This is a genomic window from Hymenobacter tibetensis (assembly GCF_022827545.1).
Lineage (GTDB): Bacteria > Bacteroidota > Bacteroidia > Cytophagales > Hymenobacteraceae > Hymenobacter > Hymenobacter tibetensis.
The window spans coordinates 1816729-1831718 of record NZ_CP094669.1; the positions used below are offsets into that span (position 1 = coordinate 1816729).

The 14990-nt window shown below is 58.7% G+C and carries 14 protein-coding genes; 9 read left to right on the plus strand and 5 right to left on the minus strand.

The features are described 5' to 3' along the window. Positions 1-8: 8 nt before the first annotated feature. Genes MTX78_RS07275 through thiH form a run of 4 tightly spaced genes read left to right on the plus strand, consistent with a single transcriptional unit; the run spans position 9 to position 3301 of the window. Positions 9-785 (plus strand): hydroxymethylpyrimidine/phosphomethylpyrimidine kinase, encoded by a 777-nt coding sequence (locus MTX78_RS07275; protein ID WP_243801269.1) that lies wholly within the window; start codon positions 9-11, stop codon positions 783-785. After that, positions 772-1398 carry a thiamine phosphate synthase gene (locus MTX78_RS07280; protein WP_243801271.1) on the plus strand — a complete coding sequence of 209 codons (627 nt, stop codon included), beginning with the start codon at positions 772-774 and terminating at the stop codon, positions 1396-1398. The genes MTX78_RS07275 and MTX78_RS07280 overlap by 14 nt, the downstream gene beginning before the upstream one ends. Further along, positions 1398-2174: a thiazole synthase gene (locus tag MTX78_RS07285; RefSeq protein ID WP_317258946.1), complete on the plus strand. Its 777-nt coding sequence runs from the start codon at positions 1398-1400 to the stop codon at positions 2172-2174. The genes MTX78_RS07280 and MTX78_RS07285 overlap by 1 nt, the downstream gene beginning before the upstream one ends. Further along, a complete protein-coding gene (thiH, locus tag MTX78_RS07290; RefSeq protein WP_243801274.1) occupies positions 2171-3301 on the plus strand; it encodes a 2-iminoacetate synthase ThiH in 1131 nt (376 codons plus the stop codon). Before MTX78_RS07285 ends, thiH begins: the two co-directional genes overlap by 4 nt. On the opposite strand, the gene MTX78_RS07295 is transcribed toward thiH, so the two are convergent. Next, entirely contained in the window at positions 3294-3917 is a 624-nt protein-coding gene (locus tag MTX78_RS07295; RefSeq protein ID WP_243801276.1) for a thiamine phosphate synthase, read from the minus strand. The two genes, thiH and MTX78_RS07295, sit on opposite strands and share 8 nt — an antisense overlap. A 240-nt stretch (positions 3918-4157) precedes the next feature. Between MTX78_RS07295 and MTX78_RS07300 the strand changes: the two genes are divergently transcribed. From MTX78_RS07300 to MTX78_RS07310, 3 genes are all read left to right on the plus strand, one after another. Next, positions 4158-4472, plus strand: coding sequence for an ArsR/SmtB family transcription factor (locus MTX78_RS07300; RefSeq protein ID WP_243801277.1), 315 nt, complete (start codon positions 4158-4160; stop codon positions 4470-4472). Between the two features lie 69 nt (positions 4473-4541). Further along, positions 4542-5357, plus strand: coding sequence for a sulfite exporter TauE/SafE family protein (locus MTX78_RS07305; RefSeq protein ID WP_243801279.1), 816 nt, complete (start codon positions 4542-4544; stop codon positions 5355-5357). 69 nt (positions 5358-5426) lie between these two features. Next, a complete protein-coding gene (locus tag MTX78_RS07310; protein WP_243801281.1) occupies positions 5427-5759 on the plus strand; it encodes a rhodanese-like domain-containing protein in 333 nt (110 codons plus the stop codon). Between the two features lie 121 nt (positions 5760-5880). Here the strand turns inward: MTX78_RS07310 and MTX78_RS07315 are convergent, their stop codons facing one another. From MTX78_RS07315 to MTX78_RS07325, 3 genes are all read right to left on the minus strand, one after another. After that, on the minus strand, positions 5881-7026 hold the full coding sequence (locus MTX78_RS07315; RefSeq protein ID WP_243801283.1) for a PKD domain-containing protein: 1146 nt from the start codon (positions 7024-7026) through the stop codon (positions 5881-5883). A 274-nt stretch (positions 7027-7300) separates the two neighbouring features. Then, a complete protein-coding gene (locus MTX78_RS07320; RefSeq protein ID WP_243801284.1) occupies positions 7301-7978 on the minus strand; it encodes a response regulator transcription factor in 678 nt (225 codons plus the stop codon). Positions 7979-7987: 9 nt separating this feature from the next. Next, positions 7988-9376, minus strand: a complete 1389-nt coding sequence (locus MTX78_RS07325) for a sensor histidine kinase (protein WP_243801286.1) — start codon at positions 9374-9376, stop codon at positions 7988-7990. A gap of 165 nt (positions 9377-9541) precedes the next feature. Between MTX78_RS07325 and MTX78_RS07330 the strand changes: the two genes are divergently transcribed. Together MTX78_RS07330 and MTX78_RS07335 are read left to right on the plus strand one after the other, a co-directional pair. Beyond that, positions 9542-12535, plus strand: coding sequence for a glycosyltransferase family 117 protein (locus MTX78_RS07330; protein WP_243801288.1), 2994 nt, complete (start codon positions 9542-9544; stop codon positions 12533-12535). A 306-nt stretch (positions 12536-12841) separates the two neighbouring features. Next, positions 12842-13732 carry an alpha/beta fold hydrolase gene (locus MTX78_RS07335; RefSeq protein ID WP_243801289.1) on the plus strand — a complete coding sequence of 297 codons (891 nt, stop codon included), beginning with the start codon at positions 12842-12844 and terminating at the stop codon, positions 13730-13732. Between the two features lie 140 nt (positions 13733-13872). Here the strand turns inward: MTX78_RS07335 and MTX78_RS07340 are convergent, their stop codons facing one another. Further along, on the minus strand, positions 13873-14943 hold the full coding sequence (locus MTX78_RS07340; RefSeq protein WP_243801291.1) for a UDP-glucose--hexose-1-phosphate uridylyltransferase: 1071 nt from the start codon (positions 14941-14943) through the stop codon (positions 13873-13875). Positions 14944-14990: the final 47 nt, after the last annotated feature.

Consider the following 14990-nt stretch of genomic DNA (forward strand, 5'->3'; position numbering starts at 1 on the left):
CCCTGCCCGTGACGTTTTCGCGCCCTTATGCCCTCAGTATTGCCGGCTTCGACCCTAGCGGCGGAGCCGGCTTGCTGGCCGACTGCAAAACGCTGGAAAGCAATGCCGTGTATGGCCTGGGCGTGTGCGCGGCCCTAACGGTTCAGAACGATGTGCAATTTCAGCGGGTAAGCTGGGTTTCTCCCACCGATATACTGGACCAGGCCCAACTGCTATTCGCCCGTTTTCCGATTGGCTGCGTGAAGATTGGGCTGGTGGAGAGCCTGCCGCAGCTACCTGAACTGCTGGGGTGGCTGCGGGCGCAAAACTCTCACATCCGCATCATCTGGGACCCGGTGCTAAAGGCCAGTGCCGGCTATGAGTTTCACGGCGGCCCGCCTAGCACGTTGGTGGAGACTATCTGTTCTTTTTTGACGCTGCTAACGCCCAACCGGCCCGAAATGATGCGCCTGTGGCCCGCTGCCACGCCCGAGCAGGCGGCTCTCGAAGTCAGTGCCTTTTGTCCGGTGCTGCTGAAAGGCGGCCACGACCGAGGACCGTTGGCAACAGACATCTTGCTTCTGGAAGGCAAGGAGCACCGTTTTGCTACACCCCGGCTGCCCCAAGGCGAGAAGCACGGCAGCGGCTGCGTGCTGTCGGCGGCGGTGCTGGCGCACTTGGCAAAAGGCGCCACATTGGTGGAAGCGTGCCGGGCGGGGAAAGCCTACACGGCCACGGTATTGGCGAGCAATCCGACGCTATTAGGTTACCATTTTGGAAGCACACAACCCCATGCATATCAGTAAACTACACTTTATTGCCGCCACTGCCCAGCAAGCGGAGCAGGCCTGTGCGGGCGGCGTTCGGTGGGTACAGCTCCGCGTGAAAAACACGCCGGCCGCAGAGTGGGAAGCACTGGCCCGCGCTACGCAGCAAGTATGCCAGCGCTACGGGGCCACCCTCATTATCAACGATAACCCTGCGCTGGCCCAGACTATCGGCGCCGATGGTGTGCACCTGGGCAAAGAGGATATGGACCCCACTGCAGCCCGGGTTTTGCTGGGTGCAGCACCTATCATTGGGGGCACGGCCAACACCTTCGCCGACATCGAACGGCTTGCTGCGGCGGGGGTGAACTATATCGGCTTGGGGCCCTTACGCTTCACCACTACCAAGCAAAACCTGAGTCCTATCCTAGGATTAGGGGGCTACGAAACCTTGCTTGGCCAATGCTGGGCGGCCGGCCTAACGGTGCCTGTTGTGGCTATTGGGGGCATTCTGCTCTCCGATGTGGCCGCGCTGCTAGGCGTGGGCCTCCACGGCGTGGCTTTGTCGGGCGCCATCTCGCACGCTCCCGACCCTGCTGCCGAAGCTGCCCTTTTTCTTGACCAGTTGCACCCGCACGCTATCAACTCATGATGTCTTCTCCACTTGTAGTTGCCGACCGGCAGTTTTCCTCCCGCCTCTTCACCGGCACCGGCAAGTTCAGCTCGGTGGCCTTGATGGAAGAAGCCTTGCTAGCCTCGGGCTCGGAACTGGTAACGGTGGCGTTGAAGCGCGTTGATGTAGCTGATGCCGACGATGACCTGTTGCGCCACCTAGGGCACGACCAGTTTCAGTTGCTGCCCAATACGTCTGGCGTGCGCACGGCTAAGGAAGCGGTTTTCGCCGCTCAACTCGCCCGCGAAGCGCTGGAAACCAACTGGCTGAAGCTGGAAATTCATCCCGACCCCAAATACTTGCTGCCCGACCCGGTGGAAACGCTGAAAGCCGCCGAGGAACTAGTGAAGCTGGGTTTTGTGGTGTTGCCTTACATCCACGCCGACCCCGTGCTGTGCAAGCGGCTGGAAGAGGTAGGGGTGGCCGCCGTTATGCCCTTGGGAGCACCCATCGGCAGCAACAAAGGGTTGTTGACCAAGGAGTTCTTGGAAATTATTATCAGCCAAAGCCGGGTGCCGGTGATAGTGGATGCGGGAATTGGAGCGCCTTCGCACGCGGCAGCGGCCATGGAACTGGGCGCCGATGCAGTGCTGGTGAATACGGCTATTGCCGTGGCGGGCCAGCCCGTAGCCATGGCCCACGCCTTCCGGCTGGCGGTGGAAGCCGGCCGCCTGGCCTACGAAGCCCGGCTAGCGGCTCCGGTGGCGCACGCCGCGGCCAGCAGCCCCCTCACTGCTTTTCTGGATTACCTATGAGCTTTCGCCCTGTCTTTGAAGCCCACTGCTGGGACGATGTCAAGCAGAGTATCTACGCCAAAACGCCCGCTGATGTGGCGCAGGCCCTGCGCGCACCTCGGCGGACATTGGAAGATTTCAAAGCTCTGATTTCGCCGGCCGCCGCCCCGTATTTGGAGCAAATGGCGCAGCTAAGCAACCAGCTGACATTGAAGCGGTTCGGCAACACCGTGCAGCTGTACGTGCCCCTCTACCTGTCCAATGAGTGCCAGAACATCTGCACCTACTGCGGCTTCAGCCTCGACAACAAAATCCGGCGACGGACGCTCAGCAGCGTGGAAATACTGCAGGAAGCGGCCGTGCTCAAAGCCTGGGGCTACGAGCACGTGCTGCTAGTAACAGGCGAAGCCAACCAAACTGTGGGCGTGGACTATCTGCGCAAGGCCCTACGCACGCTGCGGCCGCACTTCGCCCATTTATCCATGGAAGTGCAGCCCCTCGACCAAGCAGAGTACGAGCAGCTTATTCCGGAGGGGCTGAATACGGTGCTAGTTTACCAGGAAACCTATCATCAGGAAGACTACCGCAAGCACCACCCCAAGGGCAAGAAGTCGAACTTTCACTACCGCCTCGATACGCCCGACCGGCTGGGCCGGGCTGGTATCCACAAGATGGGCCTAGGCGTGCTGTTCGGCTTGGAAGACTGGCGCACCGACAGCTTCTATACCGCCTTGCACCTCGACTACCTGGAAAAAACCTACTGGCAAACCAAGTACAGCTTGTCGTTTCCGCGCTTGCGTCCGGCCGAGGGCTTGTTGCAGCCGAAAGTGGAAATGTCGGACCGGGAGCTGGTGCAGTTGATTTGTGCGTACCGGCTGCTGAACCAGGAAGTGGAACTCTCGATTTCCACCCGCGAAACGCCCGCCTTCCGCGACCATATCATCCGGCTCGGCATCACCTCCATCAGTGCGGGCTCTAAAACCAACCCTGGCGGGTACATTGTGGAGCCGGAGTCGTTGGAGCAGTTTGAAATTTCCGACGAGCGTAGCCCCGCCGACATAGCCGCTATGCTTCGGCGCCAGGGCTACGAGCCGGTCTGGAAAGACTGGGACCATGCCCTGACCCCCGCCCATCAACAGCCTAGCTGATTTCGGCCTGCAAGTGTCGGAAAGCGGCTACTGGGTCGGGCTGCTGCCAGATACCGCCTAGTACGGCCGCTCCGGCAAAGCCCGCTTTCTGCACTTGCCCGATGTTGTCGGGCGCAATGCCCCCAAGCGCTACCACTTGTGGCACGTACGCATCCCGATGTTGCCAACCAGCCATAGCACGTTGCACTTCCCTTAGCTGAAACCCACTACGGTAGTTGGCTTTGCTGGTGCTGTCGAAGATGGGGCTCAGAAACACGTAGTGGTAGCGGCGTCGATGGTGGGCCACTTCCGCTAGGCTGTGAAAAGATGTGGAAACGGTTCGGCCGGGCAGTTTGCGCAGCAAGGCTGGCGTTTCGGGGGCCAGGCGGCTTCTCTCCGTGAGGTGAATGCCCTTGAGCTGGTAACGTAAGGCCAACGCATGGTGCGAATGCAGCACCAAGTGCTTGTGATACGCCTCCGGAATCAGCTGCACGTAGCGCTCTAGTTGCTCGGTGGTCCAGGTGGGTTTGCGGATATGCGCCGTAACTAAGCCTTCTTCGAACATTGCAAGCAGTAGTGCCTGCTCTTTCTCCGCTTGCTCCGGTGGCGTAACAACCAAGACAATAAAAGGCGACAACGGAAAGCGGAGTAAGGTAAAAGGTGTAGCGGGTAACCTAAGTGAAGTGCCTCGGCAACAAAATTGTAGGCTTTCCTTGCCAAAGTAGTGCTTGGCATTGAAAGTAAACAAGACAACGTTCGAGGTCCGACCTAGCAGTGGCTTAGCTGGCTTCAGCTAAGGGGTAAGCTACCACTTGCGGCGGCAAGAAGGGAAGAAGGTGTTGTACATCAACAAATGGACATACATTCGTATTGCTATATGGCCTCCTCCTCTTCTGCCCACCTCAACCTCCCCACCGAGAAAATGGGACGGGTGGCCTTCGTCTTGAATACCACCGCCCACCCACCGCGCATTGCCATTGTACAGCTGCTAGTGTCTCAGGAAAGCATGTCGGTGAATGACATCAGCGAAAAGCTCGGCGTCGAGCAGAGTCTGCTTTCCCACCACCTGGCTGGTATGAAGCTCGAAGGAATCTTGAGCAGCCACCACGACGGCAAAAGCATGCTGTATTCGCTGAAAATGCGGGAAGTGGTGGACGTGATACAATGCTTGACTAGTTGTACGTTTCTGTAGCTAGCGCCACCTTCCTCGCTGAAACACAGCTCCCCGTCGTCCTAAAACCACCTGTTCTCCCACTCCTAGATGCTGCCTGTTTTCGGATACGTTGCCGCCATTTTCATTGGCCTTTCCCTAGGTCTGTTGGGCGGGGGCGGGTCTATCCTGACAGTGCCGGTGCTGGTGTATCTGATGGGCGTAAGTCCGGTGCTGAGCACAGCGTACTCGCTCTTCGTGGTGGGCACTACGTCGGTGGTAGGAGCTTCTCGCTACTTCCGCAAAGGGCTGGTGTCCATGAAAACGGCCATTGTGTTTCTGCTGCCTTCAGTAGCGGCTGTGTTTGTGGTTCGCAAACTATTGATGCCAGTTATTCCCCTGGAGCTATTTACGGTAGGGGGCGTGCTTTTCACCAAAGACCTGCTGGTGCTCGTTGCGTTTGCCGTGCTGATGGTAGCGGCGGCTACTTCCATGATTCGGAGCCCGCAGCCCTTGGAGGGCTTGTGCGGAGACGCAACGCCGGCGCCCACCTTTAGCTACCCCCTGATTCTGGGCATTGGCCTGGGAGTGGGGCTGCTAACGGGGTTTGTGGGAGCTGGGGGCGGTTTTCTGATTATTCCGGCGCTGGTGTTGGGCGCCCGCCTGCCCATGAAGCTGGCTGTGGGTACTTCCCTGGCCATTATTGCCCTGAACTCCCTGATTGGCTTCGGCGGCGACCTGAGTGCAGGAACGCTCATTGATTGGTCGTTTTTGCTAGGCTTCCTGGTTTTTGCGCTGGCTGGTATTGTGTTGGGTACCTACCTGGCCCGTTTTGTTCCGGGTGCCAAGCTCAAGCCCGCTTTCGGCTGGTTTACGCTGGCTATGGGCTCGTTCATCTTGCTGCGTGAGTTGGTGTTCACGCACTAAGGTCGAGGCGTGCAAGCCGATTGTGGGCCTTTTCACTTCCACGTTTTTCTTTCACTGTTATCTGTTATCATGTCGAATCCTTTGCCGTCTGCCGCTTTCCAAAACCTAACACCAGCTCAGTTTGCTGAAGGTATGCGCCAGCCTGGGGCCGTGCTCCTGGACGTGCGCCGTCCCGATGAGTTCGCCGGCGGCCACTTACCGGGTGCTATCAACATGGAAGTAACCAGCCCCGACTTTGCCCAGCGTGTAGCCACCCTCGACCCATCCCAGCCCATCTACGTGTACTGCCGCAGCGGGGCCCGCTCGGCCAACGCCGCCGGCCAGCTCAACGCGGCCGGTTTCGGACAAGTCCACAACCTGCTGGGCGGCGTGCTCGATTGGCCCGAGCAATTGGTTAAGTAGCCGCTGTCGTTTCCTTTTTCCTAAGCTCAACTTTCTGTGTTGGTCTGGTGCACGGCCGGGTTCCTCATTGGCCTGACTAGGTTGAAATTGCAGCTGTGCTAGTCGATTGGCGGTTGGTGCCTCAAGGAAGCACTACCTCCCATACCTTCGACATGCGCGACTCACCGGCTGGGCCCGTCGCGTACAGAACCACGACGTAGTTGCCGGCTTCGCGGTACGTGTGCACTGGGTTCTGCTCTTTGGATGTGGTGTTGTCGCCAAAGTCCCAGCGCCAGCGAGTAACGGTACCCTGGCTTTCGTCGCGAAATGCTACCTGCCGCTTGGTTGGGTCAGTAATCCGGAACGACCATTGTGCTTGTAGGCGCGGCTGTTCGGCCGGAGCCAGTGGCATCAGGGTGAACACGGTGCCGAGGCTGGAGTTGCCGTACATCTTGTGCTGCCGAGACAAATTCCAGAAGCCTTTCTTGACTTCGTTCTGCACGTCGTCATAATCGATTACCGCCCAGGTCAGCCCGATTTTCTTGTTGTCTGTCAGCACTGATTCGATGGCCCGCGCCGGCCCTTCGGCCCCGGCATAGTCGAAGGGCGTAATCCAGAACTCGGCAACCAACTTGCCTGCCCCTCCCGGCTTGAACTGGTAGGAGTAGGCAATGTTGGCGTAGGGCAAGCGCTTGATCCAGGGCTGGCTGCCCCAGGCCAGGGCCCAGTCTTTGCCCACGGCCGGCGTGAAGATGTGGTAGTTTTGGGCCTGCACGCCGTGAAAAGACTTGAATCTGTCGTAGAGGGGCAGGGCGGGGTAGGGGTGCTGCTCGGCAATGAGTGGTCCGCCGGAAAGGTCGCCATCCACTACCACTTCAAACGTGTCGTTGTGCAGGCCAGGCAAGGAGAAGTCCCAGTAGTCGTCGTAGGCTTCGTAGAGGAAGTAGAGGCGGTTCAGGCCCTTCACCCACGCCACTTTTACATGTACGTCGAGGTTGGTTGGATCTGGGGCGGGGTAGCGTTTGGAGTCGTCTTGCAATTGGTCGGTGCCCACCACATACTCGTTGGGGAAGCTGGCCCAGTCTTCGGTTTGCCCATCAATGCGCGGAATCTTATCGGCCGGAAACTGATACACTTTGTAGCCCCGGTCTTCCTGCGCTACGGCTGCCGGGCCCAGGCCACTCACCCCCAGTATCACCAGCAAGCAGCAGGTGGTAGTGCGCCAGCGCCAGTTGCGGGCGGGCGCACATAGGCGGTAGGAAAGGGGAGGGGGGCAGGGTGTTTTCATACCTGAATGCAGCTGGTTGAGGAGTGAACCTACTAAAACCTAGCAACTCCACGCTGCCTTCCCGACGCAGCAGGAACCGAAATGGTACCGTTGAAGGGCTCGACTTGGATGCCTCCTGCATTGGAAGGGCAGCGTAATTCGCCCGTTTGGCTAGGCGGTAAGGCAACCTGCAGTAGTGTAGCTAAGGTAGGCGGACCCTGTTCGGTTGCGCAAGCCGGGCTGTTGGATATACTGCTGGCTTTGGTTGAGACTCTGCAACGAGGCGGCCAGCGCCTCAAAAAATCAGCTTATAGCCGATGCTGCGCACATTGAGAATCTGTACCTGTGGGTCGTCGCGGAGGTAGCGGCGCAGGCGCGTGACGAACACGTCGAGGCTGCGGCCGTTGAAAAAATGGTCGTGGCCCCACAGGTCCAGCAGTACGGTGGAGCGTTCGAGCACCTGGTTGCGGTGGTCGTAGAGGCGTTTGAGCAGTTCGGCCTCGCGGTTGGTGAGCTGGATTTCACTGTCTCCAAGCCGTAGCTTCTGCTGGGTGTAGGCAAACACGTACCGGCCAATGCGCAGGGCTTCCGAAGGCGCGGAGGTGGCAGCGGCAGTGCGCTGGAGCAGGGCCTGCATGCGCACCACCAGCTCGTCCATGCTGAAGGGCTTTTTCAGGTAGTCGTTGCCGCCCAGCTCGAAGCCACGCACCACGTCGGCAGGTTGCGAACGGGCCGTAAGAAAAATCAGGGGCACCGTCTTGTTGTCGCGCCTGAGCTGTTCGCCCAAGGAAAAGCCGTCGAGCCGGGGCAGCATGATGTCGGCCACTACGATGTCGGGCGTTTGCTGCCGGAACAGGCGCAAGCCTTGCTCACCATCGGCGGCGTGCTGCACCGTGAAGCCTCTCATTTCCAGGCTGTCTTTGATGATCAGGGCCAGGGCGGCTTCGTCTTCTACCAGCAGAACAGTTGCCATGGATAAGGCCTAGAGTGAAGGAAGCCAGAAGGAAAACGCACTGCCGCTGCCCGGCTCGCTCTGCACCTGCAACCGCCCGCCGTGTCGCTCTATCACCTGCCGCACGTAATACAGCCCCAGCCCAAAGCCTTTAACCAAGTGCAGATTGCCGGTTGGCACCCGGAAGAAACGGTCGAACACCGCCGGCTGGTAGCTCTTCGGAATCCCAATACCGTCGTCGGTGACGGTCAGGCGCCAGCCTACGTTTTCAGGCTGCCCCTGAATGGTAATCGTGACTTGCTCGCGGGAATATTTAATGGCGTTGTCGATGAGGTTGCTGATGACGTTGCGCAAGTGCAGCGGGTCGCAGTGAATGGCATCGGGGGCTACGTGAACCGCAAAGCGCACCGCTTTGGCCGTAGTAAGCTGGTGTTGTTCCACTAGCTCGGCAATCAGCTCGGCGGGCTGCACGGTTTCGGGCTGCAGGCGTAAGGGCTGCCGCTCGGCCACGGCCATGTGCAGCACATGATCCACGAGGCCCGATAGCCGTTGCAGCTCGTGCTGCGAAATAGCTAGGTAGGTCTGGGTTTTCTCGGGGTTCTGCAAGGCTCCGAAGTGCTGCAACGCTTCCACTGCCGCCGCTACGGTAGCCAGCGGCGTTTTCAGCTCGTGGGTCATGTTGTTGACGAAGTCTTCCCGGATTTCCGAAAGCTTTTTCTGCCGCAGAATAGTAGACAGCATCAGTGCAAAGCAAGCCGTGGTCAAGCACAACAAGCCAAAGGAACCGGCCAACAGCCCACCCATGTGGCGCAGGGCATAGGGCCACGGCGGCTGAAACGAAGCGCGCACCGCCACTCGGGGCAAGGCCGGCAACGCAACCGGCGGCGTTTGCACGGAATAGCCGGCTGGTGGCACGGGCTGCTGGCGCAGGTCGGCGGCAGTGGCCACTGTATCGAAGAGAAAGGCGGCTTCGGCGCCCCGCTGCCGCAACTCGGCTTTGTAGGCCGTGGCCAAGCGGGCTAGGTTGAGCGTGGGAGGGGTGCCCGCCGTGCGCAGGAGGAACTTGGCCCACGCCTGCGCCACGCTGTCTTCCTGCCGACGAGCGGCGGGGCTGTTGGCTGGGTACCGGCTGCCAACGCGCAGCAACTGCCGCAATTCGGCGCGGCCTGCTTCGGTTACTGGCTGGGTTGGCAGCGCAACGTGTGCGTAAGCCTGGTTGGAAACTGCGGGTTGGAGCAGGGCCTGCAATTCGGCTAGCTGCTGTTGCTGCAGCACGGTCAGCAGGGCCTCGTGCGCCGTACGCGCAAACTGCGCCTTGGTGAGCTGGTAGGTGCTGTGGAGCCAATACGCCTGGAAGCCGTTGATGCCCAGCATACACAAACTCATCAGCCAGAAGATGATACGCAGACGGCTTTTCATGGGCATCGGAAGTTGAAAACGGCAGGTAGCCGAAGGTACGGGGGGCAGCCGCGCTCCACCAAGCCGTTAACAATCATTAACACAAAATAACAGTCGTTTACATGCCGATGGCGGTCCTTTGCCCAGCAGCATTCTTCCTGCTTTGCGTTGTTTCTGCCCTTGTATATGCGTTCCTTTCAAAAGCTGAATACGGTAGTCGGTTGGTTGGTATTTGGGGTAGCTATTGGCGTGTATGGTAGCACGCTGGAGCCAACTGCCTCGTTCTGGGATTGTGGCGAGTTCATTGCCTGCTCCTACAAGCTGCTGGTGCCGCACCCGCCCGGCGCTCCGCTCTTTCTGCTGCTTGGCCGCCTGTTCTCGCTGCTCAGCTTCGGCGACACCAGCAAAGTCGCGCCCCTCATCAATATGCTGTCGGCGCTGAGCAGCGCCTTCACGGTGTTGTTTCTGTTCTGGAGCATTACCCTGCTGGCCCGCAAGCTGGTGCTGGGTGGTGCCCGTCAACCCAACCAGGGCCTGCCGGACCCTACGCAGGGACAATCCGCGCTGATACTGGGGGCGGGCACGGTAGGGGCCCTGGCCTTTGCTTTCTCTGATTCCTTTTGGTTTAACGCCGTAGAGGCCGAGGTGTATGCGCTTTCCGCTTTGTGCACGGCCACGGTGGTGTGGCTGATGCTGAAGTGGGAAAACCGCGCCGACCAACCAGACAGCGACAAATGGCTGGTGCTGATTGCCTACGTTATGGGCTTGAGTATTGGGGTGCACCTGTTGAATCTGGTGGCTATTCCAGCACTGGGGCTGCTCTACTACTTTCGGCGGCAGGCCACGCCTACGTTGTGGGGCGGAGTCCGGACGCTGCTGGTGAGCAGTGTAGTGGTAGGAACCATCTTGGTGGGCATCATTCCGGGGCTGCCTTCGTTGGCGGGGCATTTCGAGGTGTTCGTGGTTAATTCGTTTGGGCTGCCTTTCAATTCGGGGGTAATCCTGTTTGTACTGCTGGGGGTGGGGTTGCTCTATGGCGGATTCCGGCAGTCCTTCCGGCGCCGTTCGCGCCTGCTCAACACGGGCTTGCTGTGCTTGGTGTTTATGCTGATTGGCTACTCGTCTTACCTGATAGTGCCTATTCGCAGCTCTTATTTGCCCACCATCAACCAGAACGCGCCTAAGGATGTGCTCAACTTTGTAAGCTACCTCAAGCGGGAGCAGTACGGCTCCCGGCCCTTGCTCTACGGGCCACACGTATTTGCCCAGCCCATTGCGCAAGAAGATGCTGGCCCGCGCTACATCCGCCGCGGCGACCAATACGTGGTAGCTGAACGGCGGCAAGAACTCATATATCAGGAAGAAGACAAGATGCTGCTGCCCCGCATCTACCCCGATGGGGGCGGCGCGGCGCGTACTCCCTACTACCAGCAATGGGTGGACTTGCAGGAAGGCGTGAAACCTACGATGGGGCAAAATCTGTCGTTTTTGCTGCGCTACCAGATGGGGCACATGTTCTGGCGCTACTTCCTCTGGAACTACGTAGGCCGCGAAAGCGACGTGCAGCAAGCCGGCGTGCTGTGGCCCACCACCGACAGCCACAGCCTGCCCGAGCGCCTCGCCGACAGCAAAGCCCGCAACAATTTCCTGGCGCTGCCGCTGCTGCTGGGGCTGTTGGGCTTGTTTTACCACGTGCGCCGCGACTCCAAGAACGCGCTAGTGGTGGCCCTGTTGTTTCTGTTTACGGGCCTGGCCATTGTGGTGTATCTCAACCAGCCGCCCATCGAGCCGCGCGAGCGGGATTACACCTTCACCGGGGCCACGTATGCTTTTGCCATCTGGATTGGACTAGGTGTGCTGGCGGTGGCTGATCTGCTACGGCCGCTATTGAAGGCCAATACTGCCCGCGCTGGCGTGGCTACGTTGCTGGGGCTGGTGGTGCCGGGCATCATGGCTATGCAAGGCTGGGACGACCACAACCGCTCGGGCCGCTACACGTCCGTGGATTCCGCGAAAAACCTGCTCAACTCCTGTGCGCCCAATGCCATCCTAATCACCAACGGCGACAACGACACGTTCCCGCTGTGGTACGCGCAGGAAGTGGAAGGCATCCGGACTGATGTGCGGGTGGCCGTGCTGCCGTATCTGAACACCGATTGGTACGTTGATCAGATGAAAAACCGCTCGTACACGTCGCAGCCGCTGCCTATTTCTCTGCCAGCTGACCGCTACACGCAAGGCACCAACGACTATCTGCCTTTCGTTGAGAACCCTAACGTGCCGGAGGTCAACCTCAAGGATTTCCTACAACTAGTCAAGCAAGACAGCGACTTGCTGAAGGTGAGCTACGGCGGCGGCTCTGGTACCCTGCTTTCTTTCCCTTCTCCCAAGTTCTTCTTGCCCGTAGACACCGCCGCCGTGTTGAAACTTGGTATTGTTCCGCCAGAGCGGCGGCAGCACCTGGTGTCCAAGATGGAGTTCAACCTGGGCAAGGCGGCTATCGAGAAGAACAGCCTGATTATTCTGGATATCCTGGCCACCAACAACTGGAAGCGTCCCGTCTACTTTGCTACCAGCGTTGCTCAATCAGAAAACCATCTGGGATTAGAGCCCTACTTTCAGCTGGAAGGGCTGGCGTGGCGCATCCTCCCCCTGAAAGACCCCACCTACGACCCGCGCGGGGAAGTGGGGTACGTGGCGAAAGATATTCTCTACCCCAAGCTGATGCAGCAATTCTCTTATCGAGGCCTAAACAACCCCAGCCTATTTCATGACGAAACCAGCCTGATGTTTCCAGCCAACTACCGCGAAAAGTTTGCCCGGCTAGCCACCGCCTACCTGGCCGCTGGCGACACGGCCAAGGCCCGCGAAGTAGCCGACAAATGCCTGACTCTCATACCCGACCGCGCCATTGCCTACGACTTCTACACGCCCCAGCTGATACCCGCCCTAGTGGCGGGCGGGGAAAAGCAACGCGCCGAACAGTTGCAGGATGTCTTGTTGGATAGAACCAAACGGGCGCTGCTTTATTATACCAGTCAGCCCAGCCCGCTCATGGACCGGGAAATCGGCCAGTATATTGCCACCGTGCAGCAACTATACCTAGCAGCCCAGCAGGTAGGAGATACCCAACGAGCTACTCAAGCCTTCGAACTGCTCCGGCCTTACCTACGGCAGTAGCTCTTGCTGGACAACAGCTACCTCTTGGGTGCGGGTGGGGCAGCGTGCTTACTGGCGAAACTAGCGGCCCAACACGCACAGGGGTAGAGCTTGATGGCTAGCTGACTATGAGCTTGCTGCTGAAAGGCAAAGGGAAACGAGAAGGGCTATGTATGTGGCGTGATATATACGTAGATACCCATAATGTCGTGCGGTAAAGTACTATAGTATAGCATTAATTTTATTTTATAAATAGTATTACAGTATATTTCGAGTCTTAAGTGGCTATGCCACTACTCGAGTTTTACTATATTCTCTTCTATTTTTATGTCCTCTTCAATGAAGGTGCCCCGGCACCTTGCGGACACCTCTTCGCTCAATGACACGGGCAATCAGCAGCGCCACGCGGTGTTGAAGCGGCACAATGTACAGATCATCGGGGCTGACAAACCACCCATGATTTTATGCAACGGCTTTGGTTGCAACCAACACATCTGGCGCCATATGCTGCCAGCCTTGGCTGCAGACTATCAGCTGATTGTGTTCGACCATGTAGGATCGGGCGATTCGGATATATCGGCCTACAAACCTGACAAGTATGCTACACTGAACGGCTACGCGCAGGACGTGGTGGAAATATGCGAGGTTCTTGGTCTGCAACAAGCCGTTATCGTTGGGCATTCCGTGGGCTCTATGATTGCGCTGTTGGCCGCTAGCCAAGCTCCCACTCACTTTTCCAAGCTGGTGCTAGTCGCTCCCTCGCCGTGCTACGTCAACGACGGCGACTACTACGGAGGTTTTGAGCGCGAAGACGTAGAACAGCTGTTGGCCCTGATGGAAACAGACTACGACAGCTGGGCCAACCTCTTCGCCCAATTGCTGATGGGCCCCTGCAATATGGCGTCGCTAAGCCAGGAGATGGCCGGCTATTTCTGCCAAACCAACACGACTGTTGCCAAGCAGTTCGCGCGCGTAGCCTTCCTAGCCGACAACCGGGCCGAGGTGCCGCATCTGCAGCTGCCAACCCTGCTACTCCAATGCTCGCAGGATGTGGCGGCGCCGGCAGAAGTAGGAGCGTATCTGCATCAGCAACTGCCTCAGTCCACGTTGGTCACCTTGCAAGCCATGGGCCACTGTCCGCATCTGAGCGCGCCGCTGGAAACCCTGGAAGCCATGCAGCACTACCTGCAACAACCAACTTCTGCCCTTGCCAACTAACACCCAGGGAACTAGTATGATTCTGGTTTTTCAGTGGGAGGTTGTACTGGAAAATACCTGCTTTCAACGCACAAAAAAGCCTTGCTGTACGTACAGCAAGGCTTTTTTGTGAAGAACAGATATACTACCAGAACACCTTGTTAGGCACCTGCTGGCGCTTGCTGAGTGGCTTGCTTGTAGTGCACACCGGACAAGCTACGCAGCCGTTCGGCAGCAAATTCCGGCGTTACGTCGCGCTGCGGGTTGCCGAGCATCTCGTAGCCAACCATGAACTTGCGTACCGTCGCCGAACGGAGCAGCGGAGGGTAGAAGTGCATGTGAAAGTGCCAGCTCTCATGCGCTTGCCCATCGGTGGGGCGCTGGTGCAGGCCCGCCGAATACGGGAAGGAAATTTCAAACAGGTTGTCGTAGCGGATAGTGAGCTGGCGCAGAATATCGGCAAAGTCGTCTTTTTCAGCGGCGGTGAGCTGGGTGATATCCTGCACGTGCCGCCGTGGCACTACCAGCGTCTCGTAAGGCCACACGGCCCAGTACGGCACCACCACCACAAACGACTCGTTTTCAAGTACCACCCGGGTTTGCTCTTTCACCTCGATGGCCACGTAATCGGTGAGCAGACTACGGCCGTGTTCGGCGAAGTAGGCAGCTTGCTGAACGGTTTCCTTGGCGGGTTCTACGGGCACGGTGCGCTGGGCCCAGATCTGGCCGTGGGGGTGCGGATTGCTGGCCCCCATGGCCTGGCCTTTGTTCTCGAAAATCTGAACGTAGTTGATATCGGGGTTGGCGCCTAGCGTGCGGTACTCTTCCACCCATACGTCTACCACTCGCCGGATGTCCGTGGTTTCCATTTCAGGCAGGGTCAAGTCGTGGCGGGGCGAAAAGCAAATCACCCGTCCTACACCCGACTCGGATTCGGCCCGCAACAAGCCGCCGATGTTCACGCTACCCGCGGGCACATCGGCCACTAGCGCGGCAAAGTCGTTGTCGAACACGAAGGTGCCTTCATATGCGGGGTTCACCGCACCATTAGCGCGGGTATTGCCAGGGCAGAGGTAGCACGTGGGGTCGTAGGTGGGGCGCTGCTCGGCGGCCGTTTTCTCTTGCTGGCCCTGCCAAGGTCGCTTGGAGCGGTGTGGCGACACCAGGATCCACTCGCCCGAAAGGGGGTTGTAGCGGCGGTGAGGGTGTTCAGCGCTATCAAATTCAGCCATTGTTTTCAGTTGTGTATGTGCAGTTGTCAGGTATGAGTTACTAGTAC